16 protein-coding genes are annotated in these 18,590 nt (G+C 33.0%); 14 read left to right on the top strand and 2 right to left on the bottom strand.

Annotated features, from left to right (window positions below; genetic code table 11):
- Positions 1-126 precede the first annotated feature (126 nt).
- From ACHRVZ_RS02375 to argH, 8 genes are all read left to right on the top strand, one after another.
- A complete protein-coding gene (locus ACHRVZ_RS02375; protein WP_395420576.1) occupies positions 127-1,266 on the top strand; it encodes an aspartate aminotransferase family protein in 1,140 nt (379 codons plus the stop codon).
- A 10-nt stretch (positions 1,267-1,276) separates the two neighbouring features.
- Positions 1,277-1,636, top strand: a complete 360-nt coding sequence (locus tag ACHRVZ_RS02370) for a hypothetical protein (RefSeq protein WP_395420575.1) — start codon at positions 1,277-1,279, stop codon at positions 1,634-1,636.
- Positions 1,637-1,728: 92 nt separating this feature from the next.
- Entirely contained in the window at positions 1,729-2,922 is a 1,194-nt protein-coding gene (locus ACHRVZ_RS02365; RefSeq protein ID WP_395420573.1) for a glutamate-5-semialdehyde dehydrogenase, read from the top strand.
- A gap of 141 nt (positions 2,923-3,063) precedes the next feature.
- Entirely contained in the window at positions 3,064-3,825 is a 762-nt protein-coding gene (gene proB, locus ACHRVZ_RS02360) for a glutamate 5-kinase (protein ID WP_395420571.1), read from the top strand.
- A gap of 86 nt (positions 3,826-3,911) precedes the next feature.
- The gene (locus ACHRVZ_RS02355; protein WP_395420569.1) at positions 3,912-4,859 is read left to right on the top strand and encodes an N-acetylornithine carbamoyltransferase; all 948 of its coding nucleotides are present in this window, start codon (positions 3,912-3,914) and stop codon (positions 4,857-4,859) included.
- 94 nt (positions 4,860-4,953) lie between these two features.
- Complete coding sequence (gene argB, locus ACHRVZ_RS02350; RefSeq protein WP_395420568.1) at positions 4,954-5,730, top strand: acetylglutamate kinase; 777 nt, start codon at positions 4,954-4,956, stop codon at positions 5,728-5,730.
- Positions 5,731-5,943: 213 nt separating this feature from the next.
- Positions 5,944-7,014: a M20 family metallo-hydrolase gene (locus ACHRVZ_RS02345; protein ID WP_395420566.1), complete on the top strand. Its 1,071-nt coding sequence runs from the start codon at positions 5,944-5,946 to the stop codon at positions 7,012-7,014.
- A 205-nt stretch (positions 7,015-7,219) separates the two neighbouring features.
- Positions 7,220-8,500 carry an argininosuccinate lyase gene (gene argH, locus ACHRVZ_RS02340; protein ID WP_395420564.1) on the top strand — a complete coding sequence of 427 codons (1,281 nt, stop codon included), beginning with the start codon at positions 7,220-7,222 and terminating at the stop codon, positions 8,498-8,500.
- Positions 8,501-8,572: 72 nt separating this feature from the next.
- Here the strand turns inward: argH and ACHRVZ_RS02335 are convergent, their stop codons facing one another.
- Complete coding sequence (locus ACHRVZ_RS02335) at positions 8,573-9,634, bottom strand: polysaccharide lyase family 1 protein (protein ID WP_395420562.1); 1,062 nt, start codon at positions 9,632-9,634, stop codon at positions 8,573-8,575.
- Between the two features lie 219 nt (positions 9,635-9,853).
- Here ACHRVZ_RS02335 and ACHRVZ_RS02330 point away from each other — a divergent pair, with 219 nt between their 5' ends.
- Entirely contained in the window at positions 9,854-10,855 is a 1,002-nt protein-coding gene (locus ACHRVZ_RS02330) for a DUF2157 domain-containing protein (protein ID WP_395420560.1), read from the top strand.
- A complete protein-coding gene (locus ACHRVZ_RS02325) occupies positions 10,852-12,018 on the top strand; it encodes a hypothetical protein (RefSeq protein WP_395420559.1) in 1,167 nt (388 codons plus the stop codon). Before ACHRVZ_RS02330 ends, ACHRVZ_RS02325 begins: the two co-directional genes overlap by 4 nt.
- A 121-nt stretch (positions 12,019-12,139) precedes the next feature.
- Here the strand turns inward: ACHRVZ_RS02325 and ytxJ are convergent, their stop codons facing one another.
- A complete protein-coding gene (ytxJ, locus tag ACHRVZ_RS02320; RefSeq protein WP_395420557.1) occupies positions 12,140-12,529 on the bottom strand; it encodes a bacillithiol system redox-active protein YtxJ in 390 nt (129 codons plus the stop codon).
- A 207-nt stretch (positions 12,530-12,736) separates the two neighbouring features.
- On the opposite strand from ytxJ, the gene clpB reads away from it, so the two are divergent.
- From clpB to ACHRVZ_RS02300, 4 genes are all read left to right on the top strand, one after another.
- Positions 12,737-15,340, top strand: a complete 2,604-nt coding sequence (gene clpB, locus ACHRVZ_RS02315) for an ATP-dependent chaperone ClpB (RefSeq protein ID WP_395420555.1) — start codon at positions 12,737-12,739, stop codon at positions 15,338-15,340.
- Positions 15,341-15,778: 438 nt separating this feature from the next.
- Positions 15,779-16,666 carry a DUF808 domain-containing protein gene (locus ACHRVZ_RS02310; protein ID WP_395420553.1) on the top strand — a complete coding sequence of 296 codons (888 nt, stop codon included), beginning with the start codon at positions 15,779-15,781 and terminating at the stop codon, positions 16,664-16,666.
- A 330-nt stretch (positions 16,667-16,996) separates the two neighbouring features.
- The gene (locus ACHRVZ_RS02305; RefSeq protein ID WP_395420551.1) at positions 16,997-17,407 is read left to right on the top strand and encodes a hypothetical protein; all 411 of its coding nucleotides are present in this window, start codon (positions 16,997-16,999) and stop codon (positions 17,405-17,407) included.
- 247 nt (positions 17,408-17,654) lie between these two features.
- Positions 17,655-18,542 carry a carbon-nitrogen hydrolase gene (locus tag ACHRVZ_RS02300; protein WP_395420550.1) on the top strand — a complete coding sequence of 296 codons (888 nt, stop codon included), beginning with the start codon at positions 17,655-17,657 and terminating at the stop codon, positions 18,540-18,542.
- Positions 18,543-18,590 lie beyond the last annotated feature (48 nt).

The following is an 18,590-nucleotide window of genomic DNA, read 5'->3' as shown; positions in this document are numbered from 1 at the left end:
ACGTTCTGTGCGTAACTTGAAATCTAAATACTGAAACTCAAATCAGTTTCAAGTTAAAGTTTCAAGTTTCACTTACTGCGAGCAACTTGAAACATGAAACCTGAAACAAAATAAACAAAAAAACAAATGAATTTATTTAACGTATACCCACTTTACGATATAACTCCTGTAAAAGCACTGGATTGCACAATTACAGACAATAACGGAGTGGAATATTTAGACTTATATAGCGGACATGGTGTAATCTCAATTGGCCATACGCAACCTGATTACGTAGAAAAACTAAAGAATCAATTAGATCATTTAGGATTTTATTCGAATGCAATTCAGAATCCTTTACAGGTAGAACTGGCTCAGAAACTAGGAAAACTTTCAGGATTAGAAGATTACGAATTGTTTTTATGCAGTTCAGGAGCTGAAGCAAATGAAAATGCTTTAAAATTAGCGTCTTTCCATAACGGAAAATCGAGAGTTGTAGCTTTTGATAATTCTTTTCACGGAAGAACTTCTGCAGCCGTTGCCGTTACAGACAATAAGAAAATTGTAGCGCCAATTAATGCACAACAAGTAGTTACTTTTTTACCTTTAAATCAAATCGAATTAGTTGAAGCAGAACTTGAAAAAGGAGATGTTACAGCAGTAATTATCGAAGGAATTCAAGGAGTTGGAGGTTTGGACGAAGGAACAACAGAATTTTTTCAGGCTTTAGAAAAAGCGTGTAAAAAACACGATGTTGTTTTAATTTTAGACGAAGTACAATCAGGATACGGAAGAAGCGGGAAATTCTTCGCTTTTCAACATCACGGAATCAACGCTGATATTATTTCAGTTGCAAAAGGAATGGGGAATGGATTTCCGGTTGGAGCTATTTTAATTTCTCCAAAATTTGAAGCAAGCTTTGGATTATTAGGAACTACTTTCGGCGGAAGCCATTTATCTTGTGCAGCAGGAATTGCCGTTCTTGACGTAATCGAAAAACTGGATTTACAGAAAAATGTAAATGAAGTTTATGAATATTTCTTAGAGAAAATCAAAGAAGTTCCAGGAATCAAACAAGTAAAAGGAAAAGGATTAATGCTTGGAGTAGAATTTGATTTTGATGTTGCAGCTTTAAGAAAAAAGTTAATTATCGAAAAACATATTTTTACGGGAAGCGCAAACAACAAAAATCTATTAAGAATTTTGCCACCGCTTACAGTAAAAAAAGCTGATATTGATACCTTTATTGTAGCTTTAAAAGAAAGTTTACAAGAACTTCAAAATTAGAAATTCTAAAATGAATATTTCAAAAAAATTTAAATCAAACAGAATATTTAGGATTTGGATGTACACAGTCAGTCATTCAACATTAATATTAAGAAGTGAAAAACAATATTTTGATGTTGATTACGATTTTAATTACGATGATCCTGATACTACTATCGATTTAATTTTTAGTGCAGTCGATTTTATTTCTATTCCAGATTGGTTTGATACTCTCGAAATTGAGAAGCATGACGATAAATTTATTTTCAATAATAATGAAAATTGGTTTGTAAAAGCTGTTTTTTGTAATGTTGGAAAATATTCAGGAGAAAATGAAGATGATATTTGGCATCGAAATTTAGAATATGATGAAGTTATAAATATTCAATAAATATCCTGACAGGTTTCCAAAACCTGTTAGGTATAAAATAAAGTTTCAATTAGAAAAGAAACAACCAAAAAACAACCAACCAACTATAAATTATGAATCCATTATCAATTGAAAAACGCAATCTTGTTTTGCGGTCTATGGCAAAGCTAGTCGAGCAGGAGCGGAGTCAGATTATCTTGACCAATCAAGAAGATTTACTCGCTTACGACGGCTCAGATTTAGCGATGGAAGAACGCCTAAAAGTAGATGATAAAAAAGTCGATGAGATGATTTTGTCTTTGAATCAACTAGCTTCTCAGGAAGATCCGGTTGGAGTAGAACGTTTTCATTTTGTTCATGATAATGGAATAAAAGTCATAAATAAAACAGCAGCTTTTGGTACGATTTTAATCATTTATGAATCTCGTCCAGACGTTACAATAGAAGCAGGAGGAATAGCTTTTAAATCTGGAAATAAGATTTTATTAAAAGGAGGAAAAGAAGCTTTAAAGTCCAATTTAAAAATTGTTGATTTATGGCATCAGGCTTTAGCAGGAAACGGAATTCCAAAAGATTGGGTTGAATATTTGAATTATAATCGTTCAGAAACACAAGCCTTTTTAGAAAAACCAACTCAAAAAGTAGATTTAATTGTTCCAAGAGGAGGAGAAAAGTTAATTGAGTTTGTAAAAGCCCACGCAACTTGTCCTGTAATTGTTAGCGGACGTGGAAATAATTTTGTTTACGTTCATGAAAAAGCAGATACAGATTTGGCTTTAAAAATAATTTTGAATGCTAAAACATCTAAAATCTCAGCTTGTAATGCAGTTGATAAGGTTTTAATTGATTCTAAATTGCCCAATTTTGAAGGTTTTACCGCTATTTTGATCGAAACCTTAAAAGAATCTAATGTAGAAGTAATCGTTGATAAATCACTTGAAAATTTTGAAGATACAGAAACACTTCAAAATGAAGATATTTGGTATGAAGAGTTTTTAGATTATAAAATTGTAATTGGAACAATTGATTCTGAACAAAATGCAATCGAAAAAATCAATAAATATTGTGGAGGACATTCGGCAGTAATTATTACTAAAGATGACAAAGCAGCACAAGAATTTATGGATGCTGTTGATACAGCAGCTGTTTATCAAAATGCTTCAACTCGTTTTACAGACGGAGGACAATTTGGTTTAGGCGGAGAATTAGCCATTAGCACAGATAAATTGCACCAAAGAGGACCAATTGGACTTCAACATCTTGTAACCAATAAATGGTACGTTTACGGAGAAGGACAGGTTAGGTAATTGAGATAATTTGTTAATTAGAATTTAATTGTAGACAAAGTTTTGCGTCCCGAGGCTTCGGGATTGCGTTTGTAAACACAAACAATATAAAAAACCTTGCGGACTTTGCGGTTTAAAAAAATTGCGGTTAAAACAACAACAATGGGAAAAAAGCGGATTTTATTAAAAATAGGAAGTAATACTTTAACCAAGGAAACCAATCATATTTCGCGGGGAAAGATTGAAGACCTCGGAATACAGATTGCGGCTTTAAACGACGAATATGAGTTTATCATAGTGAGTTCTGGAGCAATTGCGGCAGCAAAGCAATTTGTGAAACTGGATAATCAGGACAAAGATGTTTTTGTGAAACAGGCTTTGGCTTCTATTGGACAACCTCATTTAATGCGGATTTATAATGAAAATTTTAAGGATTTAGGATTAAATACTTCGCAGTGTTTACTTTCTTATTCTGATTTCGAAAAAGAACAGACCAAAAAGAACATTGTAAATACAATTAATGTATTAGTTAAAAACAATTATATTCCAATTATTAATGAAAATGATACCGTTGCCACAGATGAAATCCGGTTTGGAGATAACGATAAATTAGCGGCTTTAACGGCAGTTCTTTTAAATGTTGATATTTTGATAATTGCCACAAATACAAACGGAATTTATACCAAAGATTCTATTCACGATGAGATTCCGGAAACTATTAAATTAGTAAATGATTTAAAATCATTAGAAAAAGAAATCGGTGAATCGAAATCATCACACGGAACAGGAGGAATGCAGTCTAAAATTGAAGCGGCCGGAATCGCAAAAGCAGCCAACATTGAAACCTGGATCGTTAATGGATTAAATGATAATTTTATTTTAAAGGCCTTAAAGGATGAAATACCATTTACTAAAATAATCTAATGAGTCAATTAGAAAATTAGTTAATTAGATAATGCAGAATTATCCAATTTTCTAATTATCACATTATCTAAATTAATAAAAAAAACATGAACTATATTTCAATTCAAGATATCAACTCATTATCAAAATGGGTAAAAAGTGCGTTAAAAATCAAAAAGAACCCACTTAAAAATCAAAGCTTAGGAAAAAACAAAACCTTAGGGATGTTATTCTTTAATCCGAGTTTAAGAACGCGTTTGAGTACTCAAAAAGCAGCTTTAAACTTAGGAATGAACGTTATGGTGATGAACTTCACGAACGAAGGCTGGACTTTAGAATTTGAAGACGGAGCCATTATGAATTCCGGAGCTTCAGAACACATAAAAGAAGCAGCAGAAGTAGTTTCTCAATATTGTGATATTATTGCAATCCGTGCTTTTGCAGGCTTAGTTGACAAGGAAAAAGATTATGCTGAAACAGTAATTTCAGGATTTTTGAAACATGCAACTGTTCCAATAGTAAATATGGAAAGTGCTGTACGTCACCCAATGCAGTCATTGGCGGATGCTATTACGATGGAAGAATACAAAACAAAGCATAAGCCAAAAGTGGTACTTTCGTGGGCGCCACATCCAAAAGCATTGCCTCAGGCAGTAGCAAATTCATTTGTAGAAATGATGCAAATGCAAAAAGATATGGATTTTGTAATCACACATCCTGAAGGTTACGAGTTGAGTTCTGAAATCACAAAAGATTGCAAAATCGAATACGATCAAAATAAAGCTTTCGAAAATGCCGATTTCGTTTACGTAAAAAACTGGAGTAATTTTAACGATTACGGAAAAGTAACAAACCTTGATCCAACCTGGACCGTTACAGCCGAAAAAATGGCTTTAACCAATAACGGAAAATTCATGCACTGTCTTCCGGTTCGTCGTAATGTAATTGTAAGCGATGAAGTTTTAGACAGCGAGAATTCAATCGTAATTCAACAGGCAAATAACAGAACATATTCGGCACAATTAGTTTTACAAAAGATTCTTAAAAAGTTATAATTTTTAAAGTCGCTAAGATTCTAAGCTACTTAGTTGCTAAGAATTTTTGCGGAGAAAAACTTAATATCTTAGAATCTCAGAACCTTAGGACCTCATGAAAAAAGTTACAGTAATAAAAATTGGTGGAAATATCATCGATAACCCAACTGAATTAGAACAATTCTTAAACGACTTTTCTAAAATAGAAGGTTATAAAGTTTTGGTTCACGGCGGAGGAAAATCGGCTACAAAGATGGCGCAGAGTATTGGATTAGTTCCTCAAATGATTGACGGAAGAAGAATTACTGATGCTCCAATGCTTGATGTTGTTGTAATGATTTACGCAGGGCAAATCAATAAACATATTGTGGCGCAATTGCAGGCAAAAGACAATAACGCAATTGGTTTTTCGGGAGCTGACGGGAATTTGATTCAATCAACGAAAAGAAATCATCCAACAATAGATTATGGTTTTGTAGGTGACGTAAAGCAGGTTAATACTAAATTATTGGCTACTTTGTTGGAAGCTGGAATAATACCGGTTTTCTGTGCTATCACACACGATAAAAACGGTCAGTTATTAAATACAAATGCAGATACCATCGCAAGTGAATTATCAATTGCATTAGCTGAAGTTTTTGATGTTACATTGACTTATTGTTTTGAAAAACAAGGAGTTTTGCAAGATTCAGAAGACGATTTATCTGTAATAACAGAAATTAATGAAACATTATACAATAAACTAAAAGAAGAAAAAGTAATCCATTCCGGAATGATTCCAAAACTGGATAATTGCTTCAATAGTTTATCAAGAGGCGTTCAGAAAATCAAAATTGGGCATCATAAAATGCTTCAAAATCCTGATGTCCTGCATACAACGATTACATTATAAAATATAGCCACAGATTAAAAGGGATGTACAGATTAAAAAATCAGTAAAAATCCTTTTAATCTGTGGCAAAAAAATAGAATTGCACAGTACTTTTAAATATTAATTTAAGAAATTTGCGCAAATAAAATTTCTGGCTAAGATCAACGAAGCAATAGTAAAAGCTTGAAAAAACTTAGAACCTCAGAATCTTAGCACCTCAGTACCTAAAAAAAAATGAAAAATATTGCAACGCTTACTCAGGAAGCAATTAGTTTATTAAAAAGCCTGATCGAAACACCTTCATTTTCAAGTGAAGAAGACCAGACGGCACTTTTGATAGAGAATTGGTTCAATCAAAATGAAATTCCTTTTAAAAGAGAAAATAATAATGTATGGGCTTTCAATAAATACTTCGACGAAAATAAACCAACACTTTTATTAAATTCACATCACGATACTGTAAAACCAAATCAAGCATACACAAACGATCCGTTTAAGGCGATTGAAAAAGATGGCAAATTATTTGGGTTAGGAAGTAATGATGCCGGTGGATGTTTAGTTTCGTTATTAGCGACTTTTGTTCACTTTTATGAGAATCAAAATTTATCGCATAATATTGTGATTGTAGCTTCTGCAGAAGAAGAAAGCAGTGGGAAAAACGGTTTAAACAGTGTTTTAAAACATTTACCTGAACTAGACTGTGCAATTGTTGGTGAACCAACGTTAATGCAATTGGCTGTTGCTGAGAAAGGTTTATTAGTACTTGATGTAAAAGTGAAAGGAACAGCAAGTCACGCTGCGCATCAAAACGATGATAATGCATTATACAAATCAATTCCGGTGATGGAATGGTTTAAAAACTATAAATTCGACAAAATCTCAGATGTTTTAGGTCCTGTAAAAATGACTGTGACACAGATCAATGCAGGAAAACAGCATAATGTGGTACCATCAGAATGTGACTTGGTTGTAGACATAAGGGTAACAGATCGTTATACAAATGCTGAGATTCTGGAAGTTGTAAAAGCAAATGTAAATGCCGAAGTGACGCCCAGATCAATGCATTTAAATGCCTCATCTATTCCAGTCGCTCATGGTTTAGTTCAGGCAGGAATCGCTTTAGGAAGAACAACTTATGGCTCTCCAACACTTTCAGATCAATCAGTTTTAAGCTGTCAGTCTTTAAAATTGGGACCAGGAGAAACGTTACGTTCACATTCAGCAGATGAATTTATTTTTGTAAATGAAATTGAAGAAGGAGTTGATTTGTATGTTAAAATACTAACAGATTTCTTTAAATTATAATATTTTTTAGGAGCTAATCCCGCTATCCGTTACAATCTTTTTTGCCGAAGCCCGGCACAAAAGGATTTTCACTGCTATCGGGGCTAGAAAAACCATCAGTATAAACGACAACATTTAGAATAAATTAGAAACCATAAACTTTATAAGATCCAAAATCTAAGAAGTCTAGCAATCTAATCCTCTAAGAAGTCTAAAAATCTAAGTTATGAAACTTTGGGAAAAAGGAATACCAACAGATAAACAAATCGAACACTTCACCGTTGGGAACGACCGTGAACTAGATTTAGTTTTAGCAAAATACGATGCTTTAGGTTCAATCGCTCACGCCAAAATGTTAGGACAGATTGGTTTATTAACCCAGGAAGAAACAACTTCCTTAGTTGTTGCTTTAAACGAAATCATTGCTGATATCGTAGTTGGAAATTTCGAGATCGAAGACAGTTTTGAAGATGTTCATTCTAAAATTGAATATCTGTTAACTGTAAAACTTGGCGATGCAGGAAAGAAAATCCACACTGCACGTTCTCGTAACGATCAGGTTTTAGTGGATGTTCATTTGTATTTAAAAGACGAATTAAAAGCGATAAAAGAACAAGTAAAAATATTGTTTGATTTGTTGATGGAATCTGCCGAAAAGCATCAAAACGTTTTATTGCCAGGTTATACGCATTTACAAATCGCAATGCCATCGTCATTCGGAATGTGGTTTTCTGCTTATGCAGAAAGTTTGATTGATGACATCACGATGTTAAATGCAGCTTCTAAAATTGTAGATCAAAATCCGTTAGGTTCTGCTGCGGGTTACGGAAGTTCATTTCCGATTAACAGAACATTTACAACACAAGAACTAGGTTTTGAAACATTGAAATTCAATGCCGTTGCAGCTCAAATGAGCCGTGGAAAAGCAGAGAAAACAGTTGCATTTGCAATGAGCAGCGTTGCTGCAACATTATCAAAATTCGCAATGGACGTTTGTTTGTATATGAGTCAGAATTTTGATTTTATCAGTCTTCCTGCGCATCTTACAACAGGTTCTAGTATCATGCCTCACAAGAAAAACCCTGATGTTTTCGAATTAATCAGAGGGAAATGTAATAAGATTCAGGCACTTCCGTACGAAATCACTTTAATTACTAATAATCTTCCGAGCGGTTATCACAGAGATTTACAGCTTTTGAAGGAAGGTTTATTTCCAGCAATTCAAACTTTAAAATCTTGTTTGGATATAGCAATTTTCTCTGTAAAAGATATTACGGTAAAAGATAATATTTTAAAAGATAAAAAATACGATTATCTTTTTACAGTAGACACTTTAAATGAAATGGTTGTTGCCGGAATGCCATTTAGAGATGCATACAAAGCCGTCGCGGAACAATTGGAAGCAGGAACGTATCAATCTCCAAAAGAAACAAAACACACGCACGAAGGAAGTATAAATAATTTGTGTCTGGACGCAATTAAAGATAAAATGAAAACAGCTTTTTAAAAGAGTATTTTCATAAAAAAAACCGATTTGTGTTTGATACAAATCGGTTTTTTTATAGACTTAAAGTTATAATTAGCTTTTGTTGGTGCAAGTTGTAGATATCGCACCAGTAGAACTTACCTGAAGTGTAGCTCCCGCGCCACAAGATTTATTGGCTACAAATTTTTCAACTTCTCCAAGCGGAATTGTCGTGTATGTATAACTAGGTTTGCTTACCGGTGTACCAAAATCCATAGGACCTTTACGACAATGGTCAAAAACGATTCCAACGGTTCCACCGTCAGTACTGATGTATTCTTTAAATACTTTATCTACTTTTGCAAAATCGGTGCTTTCAACATAGCAAGTAGAATTTTTTGCTCCGCCGCCTAAACCAATCGCAAGAGAACCAGTTTCTGATGTATTGTAATAACAGTTCAGAATATGAATTTCTGCATTTCTGGCACGTGGCATTCTTTGTTTACAGCCATCGCTCCAATAACAATTTTTAAAAGTGATGCTGTAATGTCCATCAGCAGGAAAATCATTTTTTCCGGAACCAATTAAATTACTAAAGCTATGATCATCAGCTCCTCCGGATCCACCAGATTTTGGTGCTTTTAGATAAGTAAATTTGCACCACGAAATAGTGACATTATCTGCTTTTCCTTTATTATCAAAATTTCCGTCCTGACCATCCTGAAATTCACAATGATCAACCCAAAGATTGGTGCAATCTGCTGTTAGATTATCTTGACCATCAATATCATATGAACCAGGGCCAACAAATACCAAGTTTCTAATTATTACGTTATCAGAGCCTGTTTTTAGATACAAAATTCCAGCTCCGGGATTGGATTGGTTTTCGTTAACTAGTTTTGCACCCGGTAATCCAATAATAGATTTATTCGAAATCACTTGTTGTATAGGTTTGCCATTTGGAATCGTAATTGTTCCTGAGACTAAAATTACGGCAGGAGCAGGCAGTTTAATTTTTGATAATAATTCTTCGTAAGACGTTACTGTAACTGGAGTTGTTGCTCCGCCACCTGTGGTTGCTGCTCCAAATCCTTCCGGAGAAATCATGTAGTAATTCTGTGCAGAGAGATTTGAAATACTCAATACAAAAAAGAGTAAAAAGAGTTTTTGTTTCATTTGATAAGTTTGTTTTGTGGTTTTTGTTAGATAATTTAATGTAATCGATTACACGAATTTAATTTAATAAATCTAACAAACAATAATTTTGCCAAAATATTGCATTTAGTCATAAAAAATAATAGATACTTCAATTGTTTAGTAAGTTTATTTTTACTCTTACGGTTTTATTCAAACAAAAAAGAGTATTTTTGGATAGTATGTTTTTAAAGATAAAAGATGAATAAATTTGATGATCAGGCTACTAAAGCACTTCTGGATAAAAATCTAATTACCGAAAATCAATATCAGGAAATTACTTCGTATCGCAGTTTAAATATTTTTTCCTTAAACGCTGAATTGAAGTTTTTTCTCTATTTGTCTGTTTTGCTTTTTACTTCAGGAATAGGAGTCTTAATTTATAACAATATTGATAGTATTGGTCATATCGCGATTCTTTCGTTATTGTTAATTGTTATTGGAGTTTGTTTTTTTTACTGTTTCAAAAACTCAAAAGGTTTCCAAAAATCTGAAGTTACTTTTGAGCATCCGGTTTTAGAATATTTGGTTTTAGCAGCCAGTATTTTAACCTGCATTTTTATAGGATATTTGCAATTTCAGTATCAGCCTTTCGGCACACATTATGGTTTAGCGACTTTAGTACCAACTTTAGTAAGTTTCTTTTGTGCTTATTATTTTGACAATAAAAGCGTTTTGACCATTGCAATAACAGGTTTGGCTGCATATGTCGGGCTCTCAGTTACCCCCCAGGATTTATTAAATAACAGTAATTTTTACTCTGACCAAACTTTAAGTTATTCTGCCATAATGCTTGGTTTTTTACTTATTTTATGGACAATTTACAGTTCGAGAATTCAGCTAAAAACACATTTTAATATTATCTATCTAACATTTGCTTTACATATCATTAGTATTGCATCAATTAGCAGTTTATTAGATTATTTTGAGAACGGTATTTGGTTTCTTTTTGCGCTTGTTTTGGCTGCATCTTCTTTTTATTTCTATAAAATTAGCCATAAACTTAGAGCAATTTCATTATATGTTTTTATGATAATCTATGCATATATTGGCCTGAATATATTTTTTGTCAGGCTTTTAGAAAATATTAATTTTTCTGATGTTTGGGAGTTATTCATTATACTTCTTCCTATATACTTTATAGGTTCAATTGTAATGTTTATAAAATTGATTAAAACCTTCAATAAAGAAATTGCAGCATGATAGTATACGATAAAAAATTATTAGATAATCTGGCTTTGGTTGAGGAAGCAAAATCACTACATTCAGCAGGTTTTATTAGTAAAGAACAAAAAGATTTAATCAAAAAGGAATTACCTGCTTTAAAAAGACAAAGCAATATTTTAGTCCGATTAGGATTTTTTCTTTTGGGAGCATTTTTGTATTTGTCAATATGCGGTGTCATCTCATTATTAGGATTAACATCTTCGGAGAATTCTTTTCTGGAAATTTGTTGCTACATTTTTGCTATTGTTGGTTTTGCGGGTGCAGAATTTTTAACAAATCAAAAATATTACGAACATGGTTTAGACGACGCTTTTATTTTAGGAGCGCTTTTAAATGTTGGAATTGCAATTGCAGTTACAACTGAAGGTTATGAATTGAATATTGCTTTTTTTGTTGCAGTTGCTTCTTTTTTGATGTATAGAAGATATTTGCATTTGTTGTCTTTACTCATTTTTTGTTTAGCAGCTTCGGCAGTTTTATTTTATGGAATGTTTGAATTTGGTGCCATTGGAAAAACAGTTTTACCTTTTGTAGTTATGTTATTTTCCGCTGCTTTTTATTTTTTTAGTAAAAAAATAATTGATAATCTTAAACAGAGTTATTACTATAAAGGTCTTTTATTAGCAAATAGTTTTTGTTTGGTACTATTTTATCTTTCTTGTAATTATTTGGTTGTAAGGGAGCTTTCTGTGATGCTTCTTGGAGATGAAATTCTTCCCGGTAACGACATTCCGTTCGCAATTTTCTTTTATGCTTTTACTTTTGTAGTTCCTGTGCTTTATTTGATTCAGGCCATAAAAACAAAAGACAGAATCATGCTTTGGATTAGTTTTTTAGCGATTGGATTTTCTATTTATACCATTCGTTTTTATTACTCCGTTTTACCTATCGAAGTAGCTTTAACTATTGGCGGATTAGTTTTGTTCGCAATAGCGTATTTTTCGATAAAGAAATTGAAGGAGAAAGAAAGTGGTCTAACTTTTAAACCGGACAGAATCAATAATTCAAATGCAATTTTAAATGCAGAAGCTTTAATTGTCGCTTCGACATTTGGTTTAAAATCGGAAGTTAAAACAGAATCTCCGATGGATTTTGGTGGAGGCGGTTTTAGCGGAGGCGGTTCAGAAGGAAGTTTTTAATTAATTATGAATTGTGAATGGTTAATTATGAATTGTAAAATGATAGAAAATAAAAAGTGAGATGTAAATTTTATCTTTTTTACATCTCACTTTTTACAAATAGCATTTCACAAAAAAAAAACTATACTTTCTCTTTCAAAGCTACTGCATCAATGTCGCTGTGTGAAACATCATAAACCGCTTTACCATTTTTGATTAAAATAAGTTGTGGTGATTCGTGATAAACATTAAATCTTGAAGCAATTTCGTTCGAGATATCTCTGTGCGCTATTAGATCAAGAAAATAAGCATCTACAGTTTCATTTAAATCAAACTCGCGCTCAAATTGCTTCAAAGCCATACGGCTAATACTACATCTTGTGCTGTGCTTAAAAATAACAACTGGCTTTACGTTAGATATTGCTTCAATTTCCATCAATTGTGCAATATCTGTTAATTCGGTCCAATTAATATTGCTTTTTGGGGTATCTGTATTCTCTGAATTTCCGAAGATTGAATTTAAAAAACTCATATTTGACGTGTTTTATGACTTTTTGACGTGTAAAATTGATGAAAAATCGATTTTAAGTGTCATTTTGTCTGTATTTTTAATGTGGAATATAATTTGAATGTTCTTTAGCAAAGTTAAATCATTTAAAGTTAAAATTTTAATACAATAAATTGTAATTTTAAGGATATTGAAATTTATAAGTAAAATCAACCATAAAACAGCAGACATATGAACATAAATAAATTCACAATCAAGTCGCAAGAAGCCATTCAGCTGTCACAGCAATTGGCTCAACGCAACGGACAGCAGCAAATAGAAAACGAACACATTTTCAAGGCTATCTTTGAAGTTGATGAAAATGTAGCACCGTTTATTTTGAAAAAACTAAATGTAAATGTTCCGTTGTTTTTACAAATATTAGACAGTACAATTGAGAGCTTTCCAAAAGTTTCAGGAGGAGATATTCTACTTTCGAGAGACGCTAATAAAACATTGAACGAAGCAGAAATAATTGCTCAGAAAATGAACGATGAATATGTTTCTATCGAGCATTTAATTTTGGCAATTTTCGATTCAAAAAGTAAGGTTTCTCAGATTTTAAAAGATCAGGGAGTTACAGGAAAGGGTCTTAAAGCTGCGATCGAAGAACTTCGTAAAGGAGAAAGAGTAACATCGGCTTCAGCTGAAGAAACCTATAATTCATTAAATAAATACGCTAAAAATCTAAACGAATTAGCACGTACCGGAAAACTGGATCCAGTTATTGGCCGTGATGAAGAAATTCGTCGTGTATTGCAGATTCTAACACGTAGAACAAAAAATAACCCAATGCTAATTGGTGAACCAGGAGTTGGTAAAACTGCAATTGCCGAAGGTTTAGCACATAGAATAGTTGATGGTGATGTACCTGAAAACTTAAAAGATAAAATTGTTTTCTCACTTGATATGGGCGCACTTATTGCAGGCGCTAAATTTAAAGGAGAATTTGAAGAAAGATTAAAAGCAGTTGTAAAAGAAGTTACTTCTGCTGAAGGAGATATCGTTTTATTTATCGACGAAATTCACACTTTAGTTGGTGCGGGTGGAGGAGAAGGCGCAATGGATGCAGCTAATATCTTAAAACCTGCTTTGGCTCGTGGTGAGTTAAGAGCCATTGGTGCAACAACTTTAGATGAATATCAAAAGTATTTTGAGAAAGATAAAGCCCTGGAACGTCGTTTCCAAAAAATATTAATTGATGAACCGGATACAGAAAGTGCGATTTCAATTTTACGAGGAATCAAAGAAAAGTATGAAACACATCATAAGGTTCAAATAAAAGACGAGGCGATTATTGCGGCTGTAGAACTTTCTCAACGTTATATTACGAATCGTTTTTTACCGGACAAAGCCATCGATTTGATGGACGAAGCAGCTTCTAAACTGCGTATGGAAATCAATTCAAAACCTGAAGAATTAGATGTTTTGGATCGTAAAATCATGCAGTTGGAAATTGAGATTGAAGCCATTAAACGTGAAAAAGAAGAAAGCAAGCTTAAGATTTTGCACATGGAGTTGGCAAATCTGAAAGAAGAGCGCAACGAAATCTATGCGAAATGGAAATCTGAAAAAGATGTTGTTGATGGCGTTCAGGCGGTAAAATTAGAAATAGAAGACTTTAAATACGAAGCAGAACGTGCTGAACGTAATGGTGATTACGGAAAAGTAGCCGAAATTCGTTACGGAAAAATCAAAGAAGCACAAGAACGTCTTGATGTTTTATTAAAACAATTACAAGAATATCAATTAGGTAATTCTTTGATTAAAGAAGAGGTTACTCGTGAAGATATCGCAGAAGTTGTAGCAAAATGGACAGGAATTCCTGTAATGAAAATGCTTCAGACAGAAAGAGAAAAACTATTGCATCTTGAAGACGAGTTACACAGACGTGTTGTGGGTCAGGAAGAGGCAATTGAAGCAGTGAGTGATGCAGTTCGTCGAAGCCGTGCAGGATTACAAGATATGAAAAAACCAGTTGGAACATTCCTGTTTTTAGGAACAACCGGAGTTGGTAAAACGGAACTTGCAAAAGCGCTTGCCGAATATCTTTTTGATGACGAAAATGCTATGACGCGTATCGATATGAGTGAGTACCAAGAACGTCACAGTGTGAGCCGTTTAGTTGGTGCACCTCCAGGATATGTAGGTTATGACGAAGGTGGTCAATTGACAGAAGCCGTACGTAGAAAACCATATTCAGTAATTTTGCTGGATGAGATTGAAAAAGCGCATCCGGATACTTTCAATATTTTATTGCAAGTATTAGATGAAGGCCGCTTAACAGACAATAAAGGTCGTTTGGCCGATTTTAAAAACACAATTATTATTATGACTTCTAACATGGGAAGTCAGATTATACAAGATAAATTTGAGAATTTAAAAGGAAGCATAGAATCGGCTACAGAAGCTGCAAAAGTGGAAGTTTTGGCATTGTTGAAACAAACAGTTCGTCCGGAGTTTATAAACCGTATCGATGAAATTGTAATGTTTACGCCTTTAACAGTCGATAACATCTCTAAAATTGTGAGTTTACAACTTAAGAGTGTTACAAAAATGCTTGCCTTACAAGGTATTGCAATGGATGCAACTCCAGAAGCGATCAAGTATTTATCAGACAAAGGTTATGATCCACAATTTGGTGCAAGACCGGTAAAACGTGTGGTTCAAAGAGAAGTGCTGAATCAATTGTCAAAAGAAATTTTGGCAGGAAACATCACTACAGACAGCATCATTTTATTGGATGCTTTTGATGGGCAATTGGTATTTAGAAACCAAACCCATAATGAAAAATAATTTTTTTAGTTTTAATTTTAAAGACATCAGTGGAAACGCTGGTGTCTTTTTTTTTGGAAATACAATTGTAGTCTTCGAATGATGTAACTTTTTTCTAAAGTATTATAAAATAAATTCTATTTTAATTTCGATCTTTATACTATTGTAAATATTTATAAATCAATTTGATAAATTAAAATAACTAAATCAAAATACTATGAACAATATTTTTAGAGGATTAATAGCAGGTTATGGTGCAAAAAAATTGGGTGGCGGATGTTTTGGAACTGTTTTAGTATTTATAATTATTTGGGTACTTTTAGGACAATGCAGTTAATTTTGAGAAAAAAAATCAACAAAAAAGTCTTAGATTCGCTTCCGTAAATAATTCAAACTCGTAGCTAAAATTGATTGTTCAAAATCAATGAATTACGATGTTTTTTAAAACAAAAAAATATAATGGCATCAGGTTTTTTCGTACTATTAGATGATATTGCAGCAATTATGGATGATGTTGCTGTAATGAGTAAAGTTGCAGCAAAAAAAACAGCAGGAATTTTAGGAGATGACTTGGCGGTAAATGCAGAGAAAGCTTCAGGATTTGCTTCGTCTAGAGAGCTTCCTGTTCTTTGGGCCATTAGTAAAGGTTCACTTCTTAACAAAATCATCATTTTGCCAATTGCATTTTTATTAAGTGCATTTTTACCAACAGCAATCATTGTAATTCTGGTTCTGGGCGGGCTTTTTCTAGCTTACGAAGGAGCTGAAAAAATTTACGAATTTGTTTTTCCTCATGGACATGAAGAGTCAGAAGGAATAACGAATGAAACTTTTACTGAAGAACAAATTCTGGAAGCTGAAAAAGGAAAAATAAAGTCAGCTATTGTAACTGATTTCATTTTATCAGTCGAAATCGTAATTATTGCACTTGGAACTGTTATAGGAAAACCAATTACACAACAAATAATTGTAACCTCAATAATAGCCTTAATTGCAACAATTGGTGTTTACGGAATTGTAGCTCTTATTGTTAGAATGGATGAAGCAGGTTATAAACTTATAAAATTCAGTAAAAAAGAGAAAAGCGTATCAAAATTTATCGGGAATATTTTGGTAAAAGCCCTTCCGCTGGTTATTAAAAGTTTAACTGTAATTGGTACAATTGCTTTGCTTTTAGTTGCCGGAGGTATCTTTGTGCATTATATACCGTTTTTCCATCATTTGGCACCTAAGATTAATCTCCCTGCGATTATAAAAGAATTTGTAATAGGTTTACTATTAGGATTAATAGTCTTAGGAATTGTAAACTTATTTAAAAAGGTATTTTCAAAGAAAAAAGCAGCATAAAATTTAATAAAAAAGTATATAAACACCAGTCGAGAGGCTGGTGTTTTTTTTTGGAGCAAAAGCAATTATTTTAAAATACTATAGTCCCGTTTTCCACTATATCTTTTTCCTGCTTGCAGCAGCAGGAAAAAGGATGCCGTTTCTACCGGGGCTAGACAAGAAGTTTTAGTTTTTAAAAGAATTTACGGTTGGAATGTGATTTATTTTCTGTAAGTAATCTTTTCATTTATAGCTGATTAATGTTTTGTATGAAACATTTAACATTTTATTGAAGCAACCAAAGCAACGTATCGACATCTTCATAGTATTAACAATTAATAATTATTTTATATGAAAAATTTTAAGTTTAAATCAGCTTTAGTAGTATTATTTTTATCAACTGCATTAATTTCATGCAGCAATGACGATGATAAGGTAGTTGATAACGGAACTATAAAAGTAGCTTTGGCAACAGAGGTTAAAGGACCAGCAACCGGAAAAGTTAACGAAGAACTAAGCTATGATGTAACTTTTATTGTAGATAATGCTTGTGGAGAATTTAGTAAAATTAGCGAAGTAACAATTGGAGCAGAAAAAGGATTACAAGTAGAAGCAAAATATCCATCAGGAGTTTGTACGCAACAAGTGCCAGATCCTAAGAAAACCGTTTACAAATTCAAATCAGCAACAAAAGGAACTTTTGATATTAAATTCAAAAAGTCAGAAACTGAATTTGTAACTGCTAAGGTGGTTATTGAGTAGTTTGATTCTTGATTGATATTTATTAGGTTAGAAACCATTTTGCAAATGTTTCAGTTCTTTAAGATGGAAGTGAAGATTTGTAAAATGGTTTTTTTATAAAGTATAAAAGAAGTTTGATTTTATGGATTTAGATCTTTGTACATAAAAAAAGAGGTTAGGTTTTGTATAAATACTTGCGTTCTTTGCGTTTAATTCTACTTTGACATTCCTCTAAAAATTACTATTTTTGCACTCTAAATTTTATGTCATGCCGAAAAGAAAGTATAAAATCGCCGTTATTCAATTAAATCTTAACGACGTTGCCGAAAATAATCTTAAAAAATGTATTAGCTGGGTAAAAGATGCAGCTGCTAAAGGTGCTGAAGTTATCTTGTTACCTGAATTATATAGTAGTCATTATTTTTGCCAAAGTGAAGATGTAGATAATTTTGCCTTAGCAGAGCCACTTTACAGTACTTCATTTATTGCTTTTAGTGCATTGGCAAAAGAATTAGGAGTAGTGATTATTGTTCCTTTCTTCGAAAAAAGAATGGCGGGAATTTATCACAACAGTGCATACATCATCGATACTGACGGAACAGAAGCAGGATTATATCGTAAAATGCACATTCCGGACGATCCACATTTCTACGAAAAATTCTATTTTACTCCAGGAGATTTAGGTTTTCAAGCAATTGAAACTAAAAAAGGAAAAATTGGAACTTTGATTTGTTGGGATCAATGGTATCCGGAAGCAGCTCGTATTACAGCGCTAAAAGGAGCCGAAGTATTGTTTTATCCAACAGCAATTGGATGGCATCCAAAAGAAAAAGAGCAATATGGAGAAAATCAATACGGTGCATGGATGAACGTAATGAAAGGTCACGCTGTTGCAAATGGAGTTTTTGTTGCAGCCGCAAATAGAATTGGTTTAGAGAAATATATTGAAGGAACAGAAGGAATTCAGTTTTGGGGAGCTTCGTTTATTGCAGGTCCACAAGGTGAAATTTTAGCTCAGGCTTCACATGATCAGGAAGAAATTTTAATTGCCGAAGTTGATTTGGATCTTCAGGAAAATGTACGTCAGAACTGGCCATTTTTCAGAGACAGAAGAATTGATGCTTTTGGAGATATTACGAAAAGAGCAATTGACTAATTCAATTGGTTTATAAATACAAAAAAGGACGAAATTTATATTTCGTCC

The sequence above is a fragment of the Flavobacterium sp. FlaQc-57 genome (genome assembly GCF_044007395.1).
Lineage (GTDB): Bacteria > Bacteroidota > Bacteroidia > Flavobacteriales > Flavobacteriaceae > Flavobacterium.
Note: the sequence above shows the minus strand (reverse complement) of the source record. Positions and strands in the feature narration are given on the sequence as shown.

Bases quoted from the DNA above. Each gene is read 5' to 3' on its own strand.
- argH (WP_395420564.1), top strand. From the start codon at position 7,220: ATGAAACTTTGGGAAAAAGGAATACCAACAGATAAACAAATCGAACAC.
- proB (WP_395420571.1), top strand. From the start codon at position 3,064: ATGGGAAAAAAGCGGATTTTATTAAAAATAGGAAGTAATACTTTAACC.
- clpB (WP_395420555.1), top strand. From the start codon at position 12,737: ATGAACATAAATAAATTCACAATCAAGTCGCAAGAAGCCATTCAGCTG.
- ACHRVZ_RS02310 (WP_395420553.1), top strand. From the start codon at position 15,779: ATGGCATCAGGTTTTTTCGTACTATTAGATGATATTGCAGCAATTATG.
- ACHRVZ_RS02325 (WP_395420559.1), top strand. From the start codon at position 10,852: ATGATAGTATACGATAAAAAATTATTAGATAATCTGGCTTTGGTTGAG.
- ACHRVZ_RS02370 (WP_395420575.1), top strand. From the start codon at position 1,277: ATGAATATTTCAAAAAAATTTAAATCAAACAGAATATTTAGGATTTGG.
- ACHRVZ_RS02365 (WP_395420573.1), top strand. From the start codon at position 1,729: ATGAATCCATTATCAATTGAAAAACGCAATCTTGTTTTGCGGTCTATG.
- ACHRVZ_RS02330 (WP_395420560.1), top strand. From the start codon at position 9,854: ATGAATAAATTTGATGATCAGGCTACTAAAGCACTTCTGGATAAAAAT.
- ACHRVZ_RS02305 (WP_395420551.1), top strand. From the start codon at position 16,997: ATGAAAAATTTTAAGTTTAAATCAGCTTTAGTAGTATTATTTTTATCA.
- ACHRVZ_RS02375 (WP_395420576.1), top strand. From the start codon at position 127: ATGAATTTATTTAACGTATACCCACTTTACGATATAACTCCTGTAAAA.
- ytxJ (WP_395420557.1), bottom strand. From the start codon at position 12,529: ATGAGTTTTTTAAATTCAATCTTCGGAAATTCAGAGAATACAGATACC.
- ACHRVZ_RS02300 (WP_395420550.1), top strand. From the start codon at position 17,655: ATGCCGAAAAGAAAGTATAAAATCGCCGTTATTCAATTAAATCTTAAC.
- argB (WP_395420568.1), top strand. From the start codon at position 4,954: ATGAAAAAAGTTACAGTAATAAAAATTGGTGGAAATATCATCGATAAC.
- ACHRVZ_RS02345 (WP_395420566.1), top strand. From the start codon at position 5,944: ATGAAAAATATTGCAACGCTTACTCAGGAAGCAATTAGTTTATTAAAA.
- ACHRVZ_RS02335 (WP_395420562.1), bottom strand. From the start codon at position 9,634: ATGAAACAAAAACTCTTTTTACTCTTTTTTGTATTGAGTATTTCAAAT.
- ACHRVZ_RS02355 (WP_395420569.1), top strand. From the start codon at position 3,912: ATGAACTATATTTCAATTCAAGATATCAACTCATTATCAAAATGGGTA.